Raw genomic sequence first — 19,724 nt, 5'->3', positions numbered from 1 at the left:
TCAGACCCACTCGGCCAGCGGCGCCCACTGGGCAAGATCCTTCTCCACCCGGTGCGGCGCGATGTCGAATACGGTCAGGCCGTGTGCGGCGAGCTGGACGTAGTTCTGCGTATCACGCAGCGACGTCACCAGCGGCAGGCCCGTGCCTTCGATGAAACGATGAAACTGCTCGGCCGCCCGCGTGCGCTCGTCCACCCGCACCCCGACGACGCCGACCTTGAGCCCACGCGCGGCCTTCATCTCCGCGAGTTCGTCGAAGAATTCGCGGCTGGCCAGGATGTCGAACATGGAGGGCTGTACCGGCACCAGCACCTGGTGGGCCAGCTTGAGCAGTTCCTTGAGGCGCTCACCGTGCAGGGCGGCAGGCGAATCCAGCACCGCATGCGTCGTGTCGCGCGGTGGCTTGGCAGGCTTCCCCGGAGTCAGCTCCCAGGTGGAGATTGGCGGCAGGCTGCGCGGACGCCGCGTCAGCCACAGTGCGGCGGACTGCTGGCGATCGGTGTCCCCCAGCATCACCCGCATGGAGCCGTCTTCCCAGCCCTTGCGGGCCAGCATGCCGGCCAGGTTGGTGGCGACGGTGCTCTTGCCGGCGCCACCCTTGGGATTCGCTACCAGATAGACCTTTACCACCTGCCTGCCCTCCATGCCTTAGTACGGAACGGCGCTCATGCGCGGCGCCAGGTCGTGCCTCCTGCACCATCTTCCAACACGATGCCACGCGCTTTCAGCTCGTCGCGGATGCGGTCGGCACCGGCAAAGTCGCGTGCCTTCTTGGCGTCCACGCGTTGCTGGATCAAGGCCTCGATCTCTGCCGCGTCATCGGCCTGCGCGCTGCCTTGCACGAAAGCGGCTGCATCCTGCTCCAGCAGGCCCAGCGTCGCGCCGAGAGCGCGCAACAAGCCCGACAGCTCGGCGGAGTGGCTGCGGTTGACCTCGCCACGCAGCTCATGCAGCACGGCGAACGCCATCGGCGTATTGAAGTCGTCGTTCATCGCATCGCGGAAACGCTGGGCAAACGGATTGCTCCAGTCGACTTCCTGCGCTGCCGGAGGAACGTCACGCAAGGCGGTGTAGAGGGCCAGCAGCGAGGCGCGTGCATCGTGCAGCGTGTCCCAGGTGTAATTGATCTCACTGCGATAGTGACCGCGCAGCAGGAAGTAACGCACCACCTCCCCGCCCTGCACCGGGTCCAGCTTGGCGAGAATCTCGCGCGTGGTGAATACGTTGCCCAGCGACTTGGACATCTTCTCGTTGTCCATGTTGAGGAAGGCCGCGTGCATCCAGTAATTCACGAAAGGCTTGCCGGAAGCCCCTTCGCTCTGTGCGATCTCATTCTCGTGGTGCGGGAACTGCAGGTCCCAGCCGCCGCCGTGAATGTCGATGGTCTCGCCCAGCTCGGCCTTGCTCATGGCCGAGCATTCGATATGCCAGCCCGGCCGCCCCGCGCCGTAGGGCGACTTCCAGTGCGGCTCCTGCGGCTTGGCCGCCTTCCACAGCACGAAATCCAGCGGATCGCGCTTGTGTGAATCCACCGCCACACGCTCGCCGGCCCGCAGGTCGTCGATGGACTTACCGGACAGCTTGCCGTAGCCGGAAAACTCGCGCACCGCGTAATACACATCGCCATTGCTGGCAGGGTAGGCTTTGCCGCGCTCAACCAGCTCACCGATCAGGCCCAGCATGTTGTCGATGTGGCAGGTGGCGCGTGGTTCGGAGACCGGGCGCAGCATGCGCAGACGGTCGGTGTCCTCGTGCATGGCGGCCACCATGCGCTCGGTGAGGGCCTCGATCGGTTCGCCGTTCTTGTTGGCGCGGTCGATGATCTTGTCATCGACGTCGGTGATGTTGCGTACGTACTTCACGTCGTAACCGACCGTACGCAACCAGCGATAGACCATGTCGAACACGGTCAGTGTTCGAGCATTGCCGACGTGAAAATAGTCGTAGACGGTCAGGCCGCAGACATACATGCGGACCTTGCCGGGTTCGATCGGGATGAATTCCTGTTTCTGGCGCGTAAGCGTGTTGTAGATCTTGAGCATGGCGGACTGAGCGAGGCGCTTTGCGCACCTTCTGCGTGATCTTGTGGTTCTGGTCGGGCCGTTGGAAAAAGGCCGGCGCGGCTGCGGCAAATCGCACGGATGTAAAGTAAAATCCGGCGACCGTTTAACCGACGCTTGATCAGACCGACTCTAACACAATGCGCCGAAACACCATCCGTCGTGCCGGTCTCCGGCTCCTCCTCCCCGTCCTGCTTGCCGGCTTCAGCCTGTCCGCCAGCGCCGTCACCCTGCAGGAGGTGCAGGCCCTGGTCCGCCAGGGGCAGTATTCGCAGGCGCTGGACCAGGTGGACCGACTGCTGGCGGGCAGCCCCAAGGACCGCTCGGCACGTTTCCTCAAGGGCGTGATCCTGACCGAGATGAATCGCCTGGACGATGCGGTCGTCGTGTTTTCGGCCCTGGCCCAGGAAGCACCGGAACTGCCCGAACCGCACAACAACCTGGCGGTGATCTACGCCCAGCAGAAGCAATACGACAAGGCACGTGCGGAACTGGAGCTGGCCATCCGCACCCATCCGGCCTACGCCATTGCCCACGAGAACCTGGGTGACCTTTATACAAAGCTGGCGCGCCAGGCCTATGACCGCGCGCTGCAGATCGACGGCAGCAATCAGAATGCGCAGACCAAGCTGAACCTGATCCGCGACATCATTTCGGTGGGGGCCAAGCCCGCCCCAGCCACCGCCGCCAAGCCTGCCGCCCAGGTGGCGGCCGCCAGCCCTGCTCCGGCTGTGCCTGCTACGCCTGCAGCCAAGCCAGCCGTGTCCGCTGCATCCACTCCGGTTCCGGCCGCAGTCAGCAAACCGGCTGCGCCCGTCGTCGCCAGCGCGCCGGCCGACAAGCTGAAGGCAGACAAACCCGCCGCCACGGCGAATCCTGAAGAGGCCGTGCGCAAGGCGGTCCAGGCTTGGGCCGCCGCGTGGTCGCGCAAGGACGTGAAGGACTACCTGGGCGCCTATGCGCGTGATTTCCAGGTGCCGGGCGGGAAGAGCCGCGCGGCCTGGGAAAAGGAGCGTGCCGACCGGGTTGGCAAGCCGGGTAGCATTTCGGTCACGCTCAGTGACCTGCGCGTCGACATGGACGGAGACAGCAAGGCGACCGTGCGTTTCCGCCAGGGCTACAAGTCGGACAACCTCGATACCGCGAGCGGCAAGACCCTGGTGATGGTGCGTCAGCAAGGCCAATGGTTCATTCAGCAAGAAAAGATCGGCCGTTGAAGATTCTCTCGATACGGAACGCGCTGCGTTCCGTGGTGGTCTGCGTCGCTTTCATCACCAGTTCCGGGGCGGGTCCCAATCGGGTGATGGCGGGCATCTCGGATGCCGGCCCTGACGCGACCCTCACCCTGGTCCTGCGCGACCTTGAGCAGGGCAAGCTGGAGACGGCGCTGGCGCGGACCGAGACGCTGCTGCGGGCTTATCCGAACTTCCGCCTCGCCCATCTGATCCATGGCGACCTGCTGCAGGCACGGGCGCGAGGCATCAGCGGCTTTGGCAACATCAAGGGGGCTCCCCCCGAGCGCGTGGAAGACCTGCGCGCCGAAGCCGTCGCCCGCATCCGGGGTTACGCCAACCGCCCCAGCCTGGACGTGATTCCGCGCTACCTGCTGCAGTTGCCGCGAGACTCGCAGCATGCATTCGTGGTCGACACCCGGCGCTCCCGCTTGTACGTGTTCCGCAACGATGACGGGCGCCCGGTCTTCCTGGCCGACTACTACATCAGCCAGGGCAAGGCCGGTGCCAACAAGCTGCGCGAGGGCGACCTCAAGACGCCGACCGGGGTGTACCACATCACGTCCTGGTTGCCGCGCGCCAAGCTGACCGATTTCTACGGTATCGGTGCCTTTCCGATCAACTACCCGAACCAGTGGGACCGCATGAACGGGCGTGGCGGTCATGGCATCTGGCTGCATGGCGTGCCCTCCGACACCTACTCGCGTCCTCCGCTGGCGTCGGAGGGTTGTGTCGTGCTGTCCAACCAGGATCTGCGCGACCTGTCGAGCTATGTACAGATCGGTACGACGCCGGTCGTCATCAGCGACGGCGTGGAATGGGCTTCGCTGAGCGACTGGCAGACCGAGCGCGCCGCCCTGGACAAGCAGATCGAAGCCTGGCGCAGCGACTGGGAAAGCCGCGACGTATCGCGTTACCTGCGCCACTATTCGACCCGTTTCCGCGCGGCCAACCTGGACTATGCGGAATGGTCGAAACAGAAGACTCAGGTCGCCGCCAGCAAGAGTTTCATCCAGGTCGAATTGCGCAAGCTGAGCGTGTTGCGCAATCCCGGCGAGCAGGAACTGGTGGTCGTGAGTTTCGAGCAGGATTACCGCAGCAACAACCTCAACGACGTCTCGCGCAAACAGCAGTACTGGGTGCGCGAAGGCGGCCAGTGGAAAATCATCTACGAAGGGACCCTATGACTACCAAGCTGTTCTCGCGTCTGGCCGGCCTCGCCGCCGCTGCCCTGCTCGCCCTGCCCTGCCTGGCGCAGACGCGCGTGGCCTTCGAGACCTCGCTGGGCAACTTCACGGTGGAGGTGAATGCCGAGAAGGCGCCGAAGTCGGTCGAGAACTTCCTCAAGTACGTGGAGGACAAGCACTATGACGGCACCATCTTCCACCGCGTGATCCCCGGTTTCGTCGCCCAGGGCGGCGGCTTCACGTCAGAGATGCAGCAGAAGCCGGTGCGCGCCCCGATCGAGAACGAAGCCAAGAACGGCCTCAAGAATGCCGCCGGCACACTGGCCATGGCGCGCACTGGCGACCCGCACTCGGCGACTTCGCAGTTCTACATCAATCTTTCCGACAACTCGAACCTCGACTACCCGTCCTTCGATGGCTGGGGCTACGCGGTGTTCGGCAAGGTTGTCGAGGGCATGGACGTGGTACGCAAGATGGCTGGCGTGCCGACCGGCCGCGCCGCCAACGGCATGAGTGATGTTCCGCGCACGCCCATCGTGGTCAAGACCGCGCGCGTGCTGCCCGCAGCCAAGAAATAACCCCAACCGGCGCGCGCTGCGCGCCCCCTCCTCCAACATTCGCGGAGCACTATCATGATCAAACTGACCACCAGCCTGGGCGTCATCACGCTTGAACTCGACGCCGAGAAGGCGCCGGAAACCGTCAAGAACTTCATTTCCTATGTGGAAGCCGGCCACTATGACGGCACGATCTTCCATCGCGTGATCAAGGACTTCATGATCCAGGGCGGCGGCATGCTGCCCGACATGAGCCAGAAGTCGACCCAGGCGCCGGTGAAGAATGAGGCGAGCAACGGGCTCAAGAACATGCGTGGCACGATTGCCATGGCCCGCACTTCGGACCCGCATTCCGCCACGGCGCAATTCTTCATCAACACGGTGGACAACGACTTCCTGAACTTCCGCAACGAGTCGGCGCAGGGCTGGGGCTACTGCGTGTTCGGCAAGGTGGTTGAGGGTATGGATGTCGTCGACCTGATCCGTGCGGTGAAGACCGGCAAGAGCGGCTTCCACTCCGACGTGCCGCTGGAGGCCGTCGTCATCGAGAAGGCCGAAGTCATTTGAGCCGCACGCTCTTCATCTCCGACCTGCATCTCGCGGAATCGCGGCCGTCCACGACGGCCGCTTTTCTTTCCTTTCTCGACGGTCCGGCGCGCGGCGCGGACTGTCTGTGGATACTCGGCGATCTCTACGAGTACTGGACTGCCGACGGCGATCTGGACGAACCGTTCAATGGCGCGGTGGCCGATGCGCTGGCTGCGCTGTCGCGCAGCGGCGTGCGGGTTAGGGTCTTCCACGGCAACCGGGATTTCATGCTGGGCAAGGGATTCGCGCGGCGCTCCGGGGCCGAGCTGGTGGCCGAGCCGCACTGCATCGAACTGGGGCCGTATCGGGTGGCCTTGATGCACGGCGATGTGCTGTGCACCGACGATGTGAAGTACATGGCCTACCGCGCCTGGTCGCGCGAGCCCTGGCGACAGGCCTTGTTCCGCTTGCTGCCCCGGTGGGCGCGCCATCGCGTGGCAGGACGCATCCGCAGCACCAGTCGCGAGGACAAGCGTGACAAGAGCCTCATGATCATGGACGTGAATGCGGACGCGGTAGCGGGCTGCTTTCGCGACACCGGCGCCGACATCCTGATCCACGGCCACACCCACCGCCCTGCCCGTCATGCGCTGACGGTGGAGGGCAAGTCACGACAAAGAATCGTGCTGGCGGACTGGGACGACGCGCCGACCTGGCTGGAATGGGATGGCGAGCGCTTCGTGGACCATCCCCCGCTCACGCCTCAATCGTCGAACGGATAGCCCTCGTCTTCGGTCTCGCGCACCTCGGGCGCGGCCTCTTCCTCTTCGTGGTGTTCGCGACGCGCGCGGGCCATTTCATGGCGGCAGGCGCGGAGTTGGTCGCACAGGCCGGGCAAGGCGGGAATCGTCTCCCCGCGCTTCAGGCTGCGCTGCACATGATTAAAGCCAAGGGCATGGGTGATGCGCTGGCGGCGTTCAAACATGATGGATCTCCCGGGGCGCTTTGAATCGGCCAACTAAGGCCGCTTGTCTGTCTATCTTCAGTTCAGACAAGAACACGGGATCATGCAAGTTCGTCTGCTGGCGTTTTTGTTAAATTCATCACTTGTTGTGGCGTCGCACAAATCAAGTGCCGGTGGCGATCAGGACTGCCTCGGCTTCCACTGTGCGATGCGGCAGCCAGATGCGGGAGTCGATGGACTCCTCGTAGCGGCGCAGCTCATAGCCCGCCATGCCTTGCGTACGCACCATCGCGCGCAGGCGGCGTTCCAGCACCTGGCGTGCCTCACCCTGGCCACCGATGTGGATGCGCTGCATCTTCAGATTGAACACCACCTTGTTGTCGGGATAGCGCATCTCGGTGATCTCCCACGCGGGCGCGCGCGGATCGACGACCTGGTAGACCAGCACGATCACGCCAGCGATCAGCAAGGCGTCGGCCAGTGCGATCGAGTAATCCGGCGTGAGCTGGATCGATGCGTCCGGGATGATGGAGCCACTTTTCGGGTAGCTCCCGCTGATCGACTGGCAGCCGGCCAGCAGGACCAGCAAGCTGGAGAACAGGCAGGCGATGGCGCGGCGCATGACGAGTCCTCAGCCCAGGTAGTCGAACAGTGACAGGCCGGTGATCTTGGCGAAGGTGGAGCGCGACGCCTCCAGGTAGGTCTGTTCCTGCTGCAGATCGGAGATGGCGCTGACATAGTCCAGCCCGACCAGGCGCTCGGTACGATCCGCGTATTGCAGCAGGAGGTCGGAGTTGATGCTCTTGAGGGACTCCACCTCCACCATGCGCGAGCCGACACGGCTCTGCATGCGCAGCACATTGTCCAGCGCATTGTCGATCTGGCCGATGGTGGTCTGGTAGTTGGTACCGGTACCGTTCAGGTCAGTGATGAAGTCCTGCATGATCGAGAACAGGTCGGTGTAGCCGCCGCTGCCGTCCTGGACGCGCATCAGTAACTCCTCGCCGTTGTCGCTGACCGCCAGTTGGCGCCCCTGGGACACCTCCAGCGTGCGGATGCCCTGGTCGCCCATGTACTGGATGCCGCCGGTAGAGGCCCCGCCGGCCTGGAACGGCAGGGTGTCACCCTTGTAGCCGGAGAAGATGTACTCGCCGTTGACGTCGGTGCTGTTGGCCAAGCCCACCAGGTTGCTGAACTGGGCCTGCATGTCGGTGGCGATGGTGCTGCGGTCGACCGGGCTGAGCGCCGCATTGCCGGCCTGGATGGCGCGGTCCTTGGCGTACTGCAGCAGGTCCACGATGGCGGCCATCTTGCTCTCCAGGATGGTCAGCGCATCGCTGGCGGTACCCTGGTTCTCCTCGTACTGCTTGACCTGGCTGACAGCCTGCGAGATTTCCAGGGCGCGGGCCGAGGCCACGGGGTCGTCGGCCGGGGTCACAACGCGGCGGCCAGTGGAGAGCTGTTGCTGGTACTGCAGCAGGTTGGTCTGCTGGCGGTTCAGGTTGGCCACGTTGACGTCATACATGACGGATGTGCTGATTCTCATGGCGCATTACCTCGAGACGGACAGGATTTCATCGAACAGGCGGCCGGCCACGTCGATCACGCGCGCGGAGGCCTGGTATGCCTGTTGATAACGGATCAGGTTGGAAGCTTCTTCATCGATATTCACGCCAGACAGGCTCTGCTGCGCGGTGACGGCCTGGTTGTAGAGGGCCGTCTGCGAGTCCGCGCCGACTTCTGCCTCACGCGCCTTGGCACCAATGCTGCTGACGATCTGCGAATAGGCGTACTGGTAGCTGGCGCTGCCGCCGAGCAAGGTCTTGGCCGACTGCAGGCCGCCCAGCGCCACCATGTTGCGGCTGTCCGACACGCCCACCTCGGTCGCCGCTCCTCCCACCACCGCTGGCGGCGTAAGGTTGGGCGAGATGGTGAACACATCTCCGGCCTGTGGCGTGCCACTGATCTGGAAGGACACGCGCGGCTGCCCCGGGATGTTGATCTCGAAGGTCTTGCCCGCCCCTTCGGTCGCCGGGTTGTAGTTGTTGCTGGGCATCAGCGTCAGCGCGGTCGCCCCGTTCATGACGGTGAAGTTGCCGGCGGCGTTGAAGGTCAGCGTGATCGGCCCGAAGTCGGCAATGCTGTCGCCGTTGGTGTCGAAGCCGCTGGCGGCCATGGTGGCCCCCTGGGAAATCTGCCCGTTGCCGGTGTTGGTGCTCTCGGCCGCGGTGCGGAATGGCGCTGCGGCCGCTACAAGGCGGGTGTCCGACAGGGCGACCGCGATGTTCTGCGCCGCATAGCGCGTGGGCTGGATCAGGAACCGGTCGCCCGCATTGATGGTGCCGGAGGCGAGCGAGATGCTGAGCCCTTCCACCCCGGGCTTGATCAGGATCTGGTCGCCGGCACTTGCCCCGGCCACGCTCAGGTTGAGCCCTTCCACCGTGGTCGGCGGCGTGGCGCCCGAGTACACCACCACGCCATCGGTCTGCCGAGTCAGGCTGTAGGTCGTGCCATCGAAGCCCAGCAGGTACTCGCTGGCCATGCCGGTCACGCCAGTGGCCGCCGGCGTCACCGTCACAGTGGCGGTCGAGGCGCCCAGCGGCGTCGCGCTCGGGCCGGGCAGCGTGGTACCGGAATACACAAGGCTGTTGCCGGGTTGCGAACGCAGCTCGTAGTTCGTGCCGTCAAAGCCCAGCACGTAGTCGCTGACGCTTAGATCGCCCACCGCAGTCACGACGGCATTGATCTGCGCCGCCGGAGGCAGGCCACTGACCGGGTCCGGCAAATTTTGCACGCTGACCGCGAGGTCCTTGAAAAAATTGCCGCCCGCCACGCCATTGAGATCCTGCCCCTTGGCGTGCTGGGCGTTGAAGGCGGTGGCCACGCCCATGGCGATGCGGCCCAGCGCGTTCTGTGCCGAGTCCAGCGCTTCCGAGCGGAACTGCAACAGTCCGCCCAGGGTCCCGCCGGTCAGCAATTCCTCCGACATTGGGATGACGTTTCCACCCGGTTGCACCAGGCCCATGGTCAGGCGCTTGGGGTCGTTGAGCGAGCCGGTCGCCTGCAAGGTGAAGTTGGTCGTGCCGATCACCAGCGGCTGGCCGGTGCCGATGAACACGCTGATGGAGCCGTCGGCCTCCACCGAGGTGCTCGTCTTGATCTGGCGGTTCAGCTCGGTGACCAGTGCATCGCGCTTGTCGTGCAAGTCGTTGGCCGGTACGCCCGGGCCGGCCGCCTGGGCCGACACGATCTGCAGGTTGAGGCTGGCGATTTCCTTGGCGATGGAGTTGATCAGGTCTGCCGAATCCTTGATCTGCGCCTCCAGGCCGCTGCGGATCTCCTCCAGCCGGGTATTGAGCTGGTGGAAGCGGGTCGTCAGCGATTCGGCTGCGGACAACAGGGTCTGGCGCGCCGGAATGCTGGACGGGTTGGCCGCCACGCTCTGCACACCGGTGAAGAACTGCTGCAGCGAGGGCGACAGGCCGGCCGTCTCGTCGGCCAGCAGGTTGTCGATCTGCTTGATTTCGTTGGCGTAGGTCTCGTATTGGGTGCGCGTGGTGTCAGCCGCCATCACCTGGCTGTTGAGGTAGCTGTTGTAGACGCGCTTGACCGTCTCGATCTGCGTGCCCTGGCCGAAGAAGCCCACCCCCGAGAACAGCGGGGTCTGCGTCCCCTGCAGCACCTTCTGACGGGTGTAGCCATCGGTATTTGCATTGGTGATGTTGTGGCTGGTCGTCAGCAGGGCTGCCTGAGCGGCATTGAGTCCCGACAAACCGATTCCCGTCAAACTGGCCATGTGATTACGCTCCTGCCTCTGTTAGCTGGGCAGTAGCAAGTCCTTTGCCAGTTATCTACGCCATTGATTTAAATGAATAAATTGACGAGCTGAAAGCGCCTTCAGGCGACCGGGCGGCAAGACTTGCCGGCTCGCGCGAGCAGCCAGCGGCTCAACTGGAGACAGGCGCCCGCTGCGGTACCTGCCCGGCACGCAGGATGGGGGTCGTCAATCCGACTGGCGCAGGCTTGGCGAACAGGAAGCCCTGCGCGGCCTGGCAGCCCTCGGCGCGCAGGAACTCGACCTGCTGGCTCGATTCGACACCCTCGGCAATCACCTGAATCTTCAGGCTGTGCCCCAGTTGGACGATGGCGTGCACGATCGCCGCATCGTCCGGGTCTTCCGGCACGTCGCGCACGAAACTGCGGTCGACCTTGAGGCGATCCACCGGGAAGCGCTTGAGATAGGACAGGCTGGAATAACCCGTCCCGAAATCGTCGATCGACAGCCCCACGCCCAATGCCTTGAGTTCGCGCATGGTGTGCAGCACGCCATCGGCATTGCTCATCAGCAGCGACTCGGTGAGTTCGATCTCGATCAGCGCCGGATCGACCCCGGTACGCTCAAACACCTCGCGCAGGCTGCGCACGATGTCGCCCCGATTGAACTGCAGGGCCGACAGGTTGACCGCCACCGGTACCACCGGCACGCCAGTCTCCTGCCACTGACGGATCTGGCCGCAGGCCTCGTTGAGCACCCATTCGCCGATCGGCACGATCAGGCCGGTGTCTTCGGCCACCGGGATGAAACTGGCCGGCGACACCATGCCCAGCAGGCTGCTGTTCCAGCGCAGTAGCGCCTCAAGGCCGATCAGGCGGCCGCTCGAGAGCTCCACCTGCGGCTGATAGTGCAGCTCGAACTCGCCCCGCTCCAACGCCTTGCGCAGCGCGTTCTCAATCTTCAGGCGCTCCACTGCGTTGCGCGTCATGCCGCTCTGAAACATGCGCACCGTGTTGCGCCCGCCATCCTTGGCGCTGTACATCGCCATGTCCGCATGCCGCATGAGGGTGTCGACGTCACGTCCGTGGTCGGGGAAGATCGCCACGCCGATGCTGGCGGTGCAGGCCAGCAGGTGGCCCGACACTTCGTAGGACTCCTCCAGCAGTTCGACCATCTTGTAGGCCACGTTCATGGCCGCCTCATGCGAGTCGATGTCGCCCAGCAGCACGATGAACTCGTCGCCACCCTGGCGGCTGACCGTATCGGTGGCCCGCGTGTTCTTGCTCAGGCGCGCGCCGACGGCCTGCAGCAGGCTGTCGCCGACGATGTGGCCCAGCGAGTCATTGATGTTCTTGAAGCGGTCGAGGTCGATGAACAACAGGGCGACCGGCCGCGCCGATCGCGTCGCATGGGCCAGCGCCATGTTGAGCCGATCCTGCAGCAAGGAACGGTTGGGCAGGCCGGTCAGGGCGTCGTGGTGCGCCATGTAGGCGATGCGCTCGCGACTGGCCCTGCGTTCGGTGATGTCTTCCACGATGCCGATGAACTGGGTCGGTTGCCCCTCCTCGTCGCGCAGCAGGGAAACCGTCATCTCGACCCAGATCTCCCGCCCGTCCTGCTTGACGATGCGTTTTTCGGTCACGTAGCCACTGCGGCCACCGCCGAGGCAGTCGAGAAACAGCGCGCGGTCGCGCGGCAGGTCGTCAGGGTGCGTCATCAGGTCGCAGGCCGCCCCCAGCAGAGCGCCGATGGGATGCCCCGTGATGCGGCAGAAGGCCGGGTTCGCGTCGAGGATGATGCCGTCCGGTGCATAGATGCAGATGCCGACCGGCGCCTCCTCGAAGGTACGGCGGAAACGTAACTCGCTCTCGCGCGCCTGGCGCTCGGCCGCCTTCACATCGGTCAGTTCCACGTCCAGGCAGTACATCTGCGGCCCGGTGACGGGGTTGCGCACCATCACATGGCTGGAATAGACGGCCACCAGGGAACCATCCTTGCGCTTGAGCGACAACTCGCCGGGCGGGATCGGAGCACCGTGATTGACCCAGGCATCCACATGCTGGCGCACGCCCTCGCGCATGAAGTCAGGGATGATCAGGTCTTCGAGCAACTGGCCCTTGGCCTCTTCGGCACTGTAGCCATAGAGGCGCTCGCTGGCGGTGTTCCAGAAGGCAACCCGCCGATCCTGGTCGTAGCCCTGGACCGAGATGTTGGGCACCTGCTCCATCACATGGCGAAAGCGCTGCTCGCTTTCGCCGAGCGCGGCGGTCAGCGCCATATGGCTACTCATATCGATCAGCAGACCGCCCAGATCGGCGGGGCCATCCTTGCGATCACCGTGCAAGGGCACCGCAAAGCAGCGCAGGGAGACTTCCTTGTCATCGGCGGCATTGAGGCGGAAGGCAAATTCGCCCACCGCGCCGCTGCGCTGCGCATCGGCAAAGAACTGGCTCAGGCCGGCAAAGTCCTCGTGGCGCACGCGCTGGGCGAGCATGCCGGGCAGCAGCCAGGAATCCAACGGATAGCCGAACAGCATCTCGGCATAGGGCGAGATATAGAGGAAACGGTCTTCTGCCGGACAGAAGCGCCACAACACCACCGGTGCGTCTGAGCCCAGGCGCTCGACGATCTCGGCCGCATCGGCAATCAGGGCATTGGCAGGCTCAACGGCTGCCCGGTCGGACAACAAGCGGAAAAGACTGCGGACGTTTCCCATCGGTGCGTCTCTCTGGTCCCGAAACAAGCGCCTCGTCTCTCTATACGCCAGTGCGCCATCCCATCATAGCCGCTTGAATACCTGGCCGACATATAATTTCTGCGCCGCACCAATGCACCAAGCCCTGTAACACCTAGGGTCAACGAGGTCGACTCTCAAGAATCTTTTGCAGGCGCTTCACGCTCACCGGCATCGGCGTTTTGAGCTCCTGCGCGAACAGGCTGACACGCAACTCCTCCAGCAACCAGCGAAACTCCTCCAGCACGGGATCGTCCACACCGGCACGCTGGCGGCTCAGCAACTCGCGCTCCCACACCTGCGCTAGGCCGCGCCACTCTGCCAGCAACTGCCTGTCCCTTTCCGGATTGTTGCGCAGCTTGTCCAGCCGTACTCCCGCCCCCTTGAGATAGCGCGGGAACTGGCTGAGCCGTTCGTACGGGAAGGCCACGAGGAAGTTGCGCGGCATCAGCTTTGATACCTGTGCCTGGATGTCAACGACGACATCCGGGAAAGTCTTGAGGCCGATCAACCTTTTTTGCAGGGCGGCGTACTCGCCCATCATGCCACCGGCCAGGCGCATCAGCTCCTGCGCCACCAGCGTGATGCGCGGCTTGGCCTCCTGCGCGCGCTGCAGGAAGGCCGCTTCGTCAGTCGGCAAGGGGTCCAGCAGACAAGTTCGGCCAAGGGTGGCCTCGACCAACTGGGCCTTGAGTTCCGTATCCGAGATGAAGGACGCGCACTGCAGCGCCAGCTCGCGTATGCCGGGCAGCTTCTCGATTGCCCGTACCTGGTCCTTGAGGTTCAGCGCAAACAGGCGCGCCAGACCCTTGCGATGGGCCCGGGCCGCCTCTTCCTCGGTGTCGAAGGGGCGCAGGCTGACCGAGTCACCATCGTCGTGCAGTGCCGGGAAGCCGATCATGTTGCGGCCGCCGATCTTCACCTCAAGCAGTTCAGGTAACTCGCCGAACGACCAGGCGGTGAGGCCGGTGAGCTGAGAGGGAGGGCTGCCCTTATCAGTGGAAGTGGGGGACGAGGCGCCGCTCGCCCTCTCCCCCCGCCCCGCGCTCTGCGCCCCACGGTCGGCCCTGCATGGCCGACCGGCTGCGCCGGCGGATGGCATGCCATCCGAAACCCCTGCTAGCCCCGTTCCCGGGAGAGGGGGGGGCACTTTCCCTCTCCCGGGAACGGGAGAGGATGGCCCGGAGGGCCGGGAGAGGGCGACAGTACTTTCGCCAGGCGACTGCTCCCCCTCTTCCTTCCGTCCCTTCACATTCAACGCCGCCAGTTGCGTCCCCAGTGCGCCTTCGACCTGTGCCGCCTTGAAGGCCGCCACAACCTGGTCTTTCAGGCGCGCACGCAGCTCTGGCAGGTTGCGCGACACACCGAGCACGCGACCGTACTCGTCGATGACGCGGAAGTTCATGAAGCAGTGCGGGTTGAGGTTTTCCGCGCGGAAACTCTCCAGCGGCAGCTTGAGTTGCACGCGGTCCTCGACGAAGAGCTGCAGGGCGCGCAGCAGGGGCTGGTCGCGGTCCATCTTGCCCTCCGCCACTGCGTCGAGAAAGGCGCGCGCACTCTCGCCGATGGGCTGCAGGCGATGGCGGTGCTTCTGCGGCACGGTTTTCAGGAAGGCGGTGACCTTCTCCTCCAGCAAGCCCGGCACCAGCCACTCACAGCGATTGGCCGGAATCTGGTTGAGCATGGCCAGTGGTACGGTCAGCGTAACTCCATCTTCCGGGTCACGCGGCTCATGCACATATGTCAGCTTGAGCTTCTGCCCCAGCACCTCCAGCGTGCCGGGGAAGTTGTCGCTGGTGACGCCGGCCGCCTCGTGGCGCATCAACTGTTCGCGTTCGAGGAACAGGCATTTCGGATTGGCGCGCTCGGCCTTCTTGCGCCAGGCGTCGAAGCTGCGGATGTCGACCACCTCGGCCGGAATCTGCGCATCGTAGAAGGCCTCGATCAGAGCCGGGTCGACCAGCAGATCGGGACGACGCATCTTCTGCTCCAGGCGCTCGATCTCCGCCACCAGGCGCTGGTTGTGCTGGAAGAAGGGCATCTGCTTGGCCTGCGTCTCATCCAGGTCGCCCTGCACCAGCGCCTCGCGGATGAACAGCTCGCGACACACCTTGGGATCGGTCTGGGTGTAGCCCACCGCACGCCGCGCATACAGGGTGATGCCATGCAGCACACCGCGCTCCCAGGCGCGCACGGCACCGTGCCGCTTCTCCCAGTGCGGCTCGTAGACGCTGCGCTTGATGAGGTGGGCGCCCACCTCTTCGACCCACTCGGGCTCGATCTTGGCGATGCAGCGCGCATAAAGCCGCGAGGTGTCGATCAGCTCGGCCGCCATCAGCCACTTGCCGGCTTTCTTGGCAAGATAGGAGCCCGGGTGCGGCCAGAACTTGATGCCACGTGCGCCCAGATAGGCACCGACGTTGGCCCCTTGGGCCTCTTCCGACTTGAGCCCGATGTGGCCCAGCAGGCCGGTCAGCAAAGCCTTGTGGATGGCCTCGAAGTCGGTTCGATCTCTGCCTCCTTCTGCGTCATTCCCACGAGCGTGGGCTGGAGAGCGGGAATCCAGTGACTTTTCGACGGTGGTAGCAAGTCGCTGGGTTCCTGCCGGCGCCCTCTCCCCCACCCCCTCTCCCACAAGTGGGCGAGGGAAGCGTCGCGCGGCTTCGCCGTGAGTAAAGCTGGCAGGAGCGACGGTGCTGTCATCGCTGATTTTCGTCTCACGCCCCCCTTCGTCTGACCTCGGAATCCAGCCATGTTCGGCGCACAGCGCATGCAGCTGGCCATGGATGTCGCGCCACTCGCGCATCCGCAGGTAGGACAGGAAATGCTGCTTGCACCAGGCCTTCTGCTTGCTGGAGGACTCGTGCTTCCACAACTGGTCGAACACCTGCCACAGGTTCCAGAACCACAGGAACTCGGAGCGCGGTTCGTTGCGATCATCGGGTGCGAGACGGAACTTCGCATGCGCTTGGTCGGCCGCGCTGGTCTGGTCCGCGGGGCGGTCACGCACGTCCTGCACCGACAGTGCGGCGGCAATCACCAGCACCTCACGCAGGCAGTGGCGGTCGCGCGCCGCCAGGATCATGCGGCCGATCTTGGGGTCCAGCGGTAGCTTGGCGAGCTCGCGACCGATGGGCGTCAGCTCGTTGTCGTCATCCGTCGCCCCCAGCTCGTTCAGGAGCTGGTAGCCGTCGTTGATCATGCGCGGCGTCGGTGCGTCGATGAAGGGGAAGTCCTCCACCGCACCGAGGCGCAGCGACTTCATGCGCAGGATCACGCCGGCCAGCGAGCTGCGCAGGATTTCCGGGTCGGTATGCGCGCCACGGCGGTTGAAGTCCTCCTCGTCATACAGGCGGATACAGATGCCGTTCTGCACCCGGCCGCAGCGCCCTGCCCGCTGCTTGGCCGCACTCTGCGCGATCTTCTCGATCTGCAGCAGCTCGACCTTGTTGCGGATGGAGTAACGGTTCAGCCGCGCCAGCCCGGTATCCACCACGTAACGGATGCCCGGCACCGTCAGCGAGGTTTCGGCCACGTTGGTCGACAACACTACGCGCCGCCCATTGGAGCGCCCGAACACACGCGTCTGCTCCTGCGCCGACTGGCGTGCGAACAGCGGCAGGATTTCAGTGCCGGGAGTGTGGTGTTTGCGCAGCGCCTCGGCGGCTTCGCGGATCTCGCGCTCGCCCGGCAGGAACACCAGCACGTCGCCGGGGCCTTCGCTCTGCAACTCGTCGACCGCGTCGACGATGGCTTCGTAGAGATCGGCATCCTTGCGCCCGCCGCGTGTCGGCGCCTTGGGCTGCGGCCGCCCCGGCGCCAGGCCGGGCTTGTCCTCTTCCTCCACCGGCCGGTAGCGGACCTCAATCGGATACAGCCGCCCCGACACCTCGATCACCGGCGCCGGTTTGCCCGCGATGGCGAAATGATTGGCGAAGCGTTCGGCGTCCAGCGTCGCCGAGGTCACGATCACTTTGAGGTCCGGCCGCTTGACCAGCAACTGGCGGAGGTAGCCGAGCAGGAAGTCGATGTTGAGACTGCGCTCGTGCGCCTCGTCGATGATCAGCGTGTCATACGCCGAAAGCAGCGGGTCGCCCTGGGTCTCGGCCAGCAGAATGCCGTCGGTCATCAGCTTGATGTAGCTGTCGGCGCGCGTGTGATCTGTGAAGCGCACCTTGTAGCCCACCACGGTGCCCAGCTCGCTCTGCAACTCTTCCGCGATGCGGGTGGCGGTGGCGCGCGCGGCGATCCGGCGCGGCTGCGTATGACCGATCAGCCCCGCTTCGCCCCGCCCGATCTCCAGGCAGATCTTGGGCAGTTGCGTGGTCTTGCCAGAGCCGGTTTCGCCGCAGACGATGATGACCTGATGCGCGCGGATCGCCTCAGCGATCTCCGCGCGCCGCGCCGACACCGGCAGCTCGGCCGGGAATGTCGGCCTCGGCAGCCTGTTGCGCCGCTCGATGCGCGCCGCGATGCTGACCTCGAACCTCTTCCTTAAGGTTTCGGGCAGATCTTCGATGCGCTCCACACGCTTCGACAGGGCATGCAAGGCACGGCGCAATGCAGAACGGTCGCGTGAAAGAAGTTGATCCAGCAGGGAGACGACAGAGTTCATGGATTGACAAACGGAAACTGCTCGGATTGTAACGTGGCACAACCCTCCTGCAGCCCTGTCTTCTTGCAGCCCTATCCGCACGGCCTTTGAGGCATGTGAAGAGAGAATCGAATCTATTCAGGTAGCATGAATAAAGATCGAAGCAATGCCCCGCAGCCTGCCACCTGTTTTTTCTCAAGGAGATATCCCTTGAATCACGGAACGCTGATACGCCGTAGTTTTTCCTCTCTGCTCATATGCGTCTCCCTTGCGGTATCCGGACAACAGTCTCCTGCTTCGTCCCCCGGCAACGGTTCCCCGGAGCCGCTGAAAGGTGAGAATTCGGTCTCCAATCTGGAAATCAAGCGTAATGCCGAAGGTGAGTGGGTCGCCAGCTTTGATTACTTTTTCAATGGTGATCCACCCGCTGCAGTGCTGCTCCTCTCCCTGGTATCCGAGAACAGTGGGCTCGTAGATTTCCTCAACGGGGCGCCTTCCGCCGGGATGGAAACCGCCATGCGCGGACGGCATCATGCAGAGATTCTCATCAACCGGCCCTATTACAGTCTGAATGACAGCGTTGCGACCAGGCATGTCACAGCCATCCTTCACACGTACTCGAACCGCGGAGTCCTAGCAAGTCAGCAGGTAGAGCACAAGATTATCTGGCCCGACATGGATAGCTACACGGCAAACCGTCGCTACAAGAATCTGAGCAAGGAAGACATGCTCCAGCTCGCCGTCCAGATGATCGATATGGGTTACCCGAGTGGGCTGAAGGAAGCCAAGGAGATTCTCGACAAGATCATCGTGGCTACGCCCACCTATGCCCCCGCTTACATCGAACTGGCAAGGGTGGCGATGAAGACGAACTGGGGGCCGGAGGGCCTCAAGCAAGCAGAGGATCTACTGATTTCAGCCCTCCGCATCGACAAGGACAGCGTGAACGCCAAGATATTGCTTGGCTATGTCTATACCCACCAAAAAAAGTATGGGGCGGCTGAGAAACTGTTCGCCGAGGCTTCGCAGGCGAACCCGGCCAACCTTTGGTTGTGGTCGAACTGGGGAGAAATGTTTGCCATGCAGGGCAAGCATGAGCAGGCGATCAAGATGTACTTCGAGGCCATCAATCGTCCTCGCCCGAACAATAGTTACGACAACGCACAGCGCGATGCCTACGAAAAGCTGATCACCCTGCTTGATAAGAAGGGAGACCTCGACACTCAAGAGAAGGTCTATCGGCTGCGCTCTGAAAACTTCGGACAAGGCAGTTGCTATAACGCCGAGTACGCCGTGTTCCTGCTGCGTAAGCGCGGCGATGCGCGTGCAGCGATTACAAAAGCGCAACAAGCAGTCGCCGGGCAATGTCGGGAACCTATTGCCCGCGAGGCATTGGGGCAAGCCTACTATGCCAAGTGGACGACCGATACAGAGGCGGACAAGGGAACTTCGCTTAATCAAGCAAAGGCCTTCTTGCCTGGCAGCGCACGAACTTTCTATCTGCTGGCCCAGAGCGAACAGACGCTGGGGGCAGCCAAGGCGCTGATCGCCATGGGAGAGAAGATAGATCAACCTGACAATGCCAGTCTCACCGCCTTGTCCCACGCGTTGACGGACCGGCAATATGCGACCGCACGCAGGCTGATCTCCCTGGGAGCGCAAACAAAAGCGCCCATCGGCGAGGTAGGCATGCCCGTCGCGCTGATCCCGGTCGTATCACGCGATTTCGAAGGCATCCGCTTGATGCGGCAATCGGGGATCGACTACTCGAAGCTGAAATTCAGGGGCATGACAGCCATCGATCACGCAAAGCAGATGGGTGATCAGGAGCTTTCAAATGCGCTGAACCCTCAACGCCAAATTCTCTAGGATCATTCGCTCGCCCAGTCCTGGGCGAGCGAATGAAGATTTCGCTTCCCGTATTCTTGTGGCCTGAATAGCGACGACGAGGACTCAGGCTCGCGGTTTGGCCTGCGAACGCTGGCGCACGACGCTCTTGTTTGGGGCTTGATCTGCCCCCCACAGAACCACTTTCCATCAGCCTGTTCTCCACGCCAACCTGCAGGCCATGCGTTCAAGCTACGCATCGCCTA

The 19,724-nt window shown here is 63.7% G+C and carries 14 protein-coding genes; 6 read left to right on the top strand and 8 right to left on the bottom strand.

Features of this window, described 5'->3' with window-relative positions; translation table 11 throughout:
• Both NMB43_RS10270 and cysS read right to left on the bottom strand, forming a co-directional pair.
• On the bottom strand, window positions 1–630 hold the full coding sequence (locus NMB43_RS10270; RefSeq protein ID WP_494352065.1) for a nucleotide-binding protein: 630 nt from the start codon (window positions 628–630) through the stop codon (window positions 1–3).
• A 35-nt stretch (window positions 631–665) separates the two neighbouring features.
• Entirely contained in the window at window positions 666–2,042 is a 1,377-nt protein-coding gene (gene cysS / locus NMB43_RS10265; RefSeq protein ID WP_494352064.1) for a cysteine--tRNA ligase, read from the bottom strand.
• Window positions 2,043–2,200: 158 nt separating this feature from the next.
• On the opposite strand from cysS, the gene NMB43_RS10260 reads away from it, so the two are divergent.
• From NMB43_RS10260 to NMB43_RS10240, 5 genes are read left to right on the top strand one after another with little or no spacing between them, the layout of a single operon-like run.
• Complete coding sequence (locus tag NMB43_RS10260; RefSeq protein WP_494352063.1) at window positions 2,201–3,277, top strand: YybH family protein; 1,077 nt, start codon at window positions 2,201–2,203, stop codon at window positions 3,275–3,277.
• Window positions 3,274–4,479: a L,D-transpeptidase family protein gene (locus tag NMB43_RS10255; RefSeq protein WP_494352062.1), complete on the top strand. Its 1,206-nt coding sequence runs from the start codon at window positions 3,274–3,276 to the stop codon at window positions 4,477–4,479. Before NMB43_RS10260 ends, NMB43_RS10255 begins: the two co-directional genes overlap by 4 nt.
• Window positions 4,476–5,057: a peptidylprolyl isomerase gene (locus NMB43_RS10250; RefSeq protein WP_494352061.1), complete on the top strand. Its 582-nt coding sequence runs from the start codon at window positions 4,476–4,478 to the stop codon at window positions 5,055–5,057. Before NMB43_RS10255 ends, NMB43_RS10250 begins: the two co-directional genes overlap by 4 nt.
• A gap of 51 nt (window positions 5,058–5,108) precedes the next feature.
• Window positions 5,109–5,603 carry a peptidylprolyl isomerase gene (locus NMB43_RS10245; protein WP_494352133.1) on the top strand — a complete coding sequence of 165 codons (495 nt, stop codon included), beginning with the start codon at window positions 5,109–5,111 and terminating at the stop codon, window positions 5,601–5,603.
• Entirely contained in the window at window positions 5,600–6,346 is a 747-nt protein-coding gene (locus NMB43_RS10240) for a UDP-2,3-diacylglucosamine diphosphatase (RefSeq protein ID WP_494352060.1), read from the top strand. The genes NMB43_RS10245 and NMB43_RS10240 overlap by 4 nt, the downstream gene beginning before the upstream one ends.
• Here the strand turns inward: NMB43_RS10240 and NMB43_RS10235 are convergent.
• From NMB43_RS10235 to hrpA, 6 genes are all read right to left on the bottom strand, one after another.
• On the bottom strand, window positions 6,328–6,549 hold the full coding sequence (locus NMB43_RS10235) for a hypothetical protein (RefSeq protein ID WP_494352059.1): 222 nt from the start codon (window positions 6,547–6,549) through the stop codon (window positions 6,328–6,330). The genes NMB43_RS10240 and NMB43_RS10235 overlap by 19 nt on opposite strands.
• Window positions 6,550–6,691: 142 nt before the next feature.
• Window positions 6,692–7,150, bottom strand: coding sequence for a hypothetical protein (locus NMB43_RS10230; protein ID WP_494352058.1), 459 nt, complete (start codon window positions 7,148–7,150; stop codon window positions 6,692–6,694).
• Window positions 7,151–7,159: 9 nt separating this feature from the next.
• The gene (flgL, locus tag NMB43_RS10225) at window positions 7,160–8,074 is read right to left on the bottom strand and encodes a flagellar hook-associated protein FlgL (protein ID WP_494352057.1); all 915 of its coding nucleotides are present in this window, start codon (window positions 8,072–8,074) and stop codon (window positions 7,160–7,162) included.
• Window positions 8,075–8,080: 6 nt separating this feature from the next.
• On the bottom strand, window positions 8,081–10,324 hold the full coding sequence (flgK, locus tag NMB43_RS10220; protein WP_494352056.1) for a flagellar hook-associated protein FlgK: 2,244 nt from the start codon (window positions 10,322–10,324) through the stop codon (window positions 8,081–8,083).
• Between the two features lie 151 nt (window positions 10,325–10,475).
• Window positions 10,476–13,019 carry a sensor domain-containing protein gene (locus NMB43_RS10215; RefSeq protein ID WP_494352055.1) on the bottom strand — a complete coding sequence of 848 codons (2,544 nt, stop codon included), beginning with the start codon at window positions 13,017–13,019 and terminating at the stop codon, window positions 10,476–10,478.
• 139 nt (window positions 13,020–13,158) lie between these two features.
• Window positions 13,159–17,652: an ATP-dependent RNA helicase HrpA gene (gene hrpA, locus NMB43_RS10210; protein ID WP_494352054.1), complete on the bottom strand. Its 4,494-nt coding sequence runs from the start codon at window positions 17,650–17,652 to the stop codon at window positions 13,159–13,161.
• A gap of 189 nt (window positions 17,653–17,841) precedes the next feature.
• Here hrpA and NMB43_RS10205 point away from each other — a divergent pair, with 189 nt between their 5' ends.
• On the top strand, window positions 17,842–19,500 hold the full coding sequence (locus tag NMB43_RS10205; RefSeq protein ID WP_494352053.1) for a tetratricopeptide repeat protein: 1,659 nt from the start codon (window positions 17,842–17,844) through the stop codon (window positions 19,498–19,500).
• Window positions 19,501–19,724: the final 224 nt, after the last annotated feature.

This window comes from Uliginosibacterium sangjuense, assembly GCF_059132465.1.
Note: the sequence above shows the minus strand (reverse complement) of the source record. Positions and strands in the feature narration are given on the sequence as shown.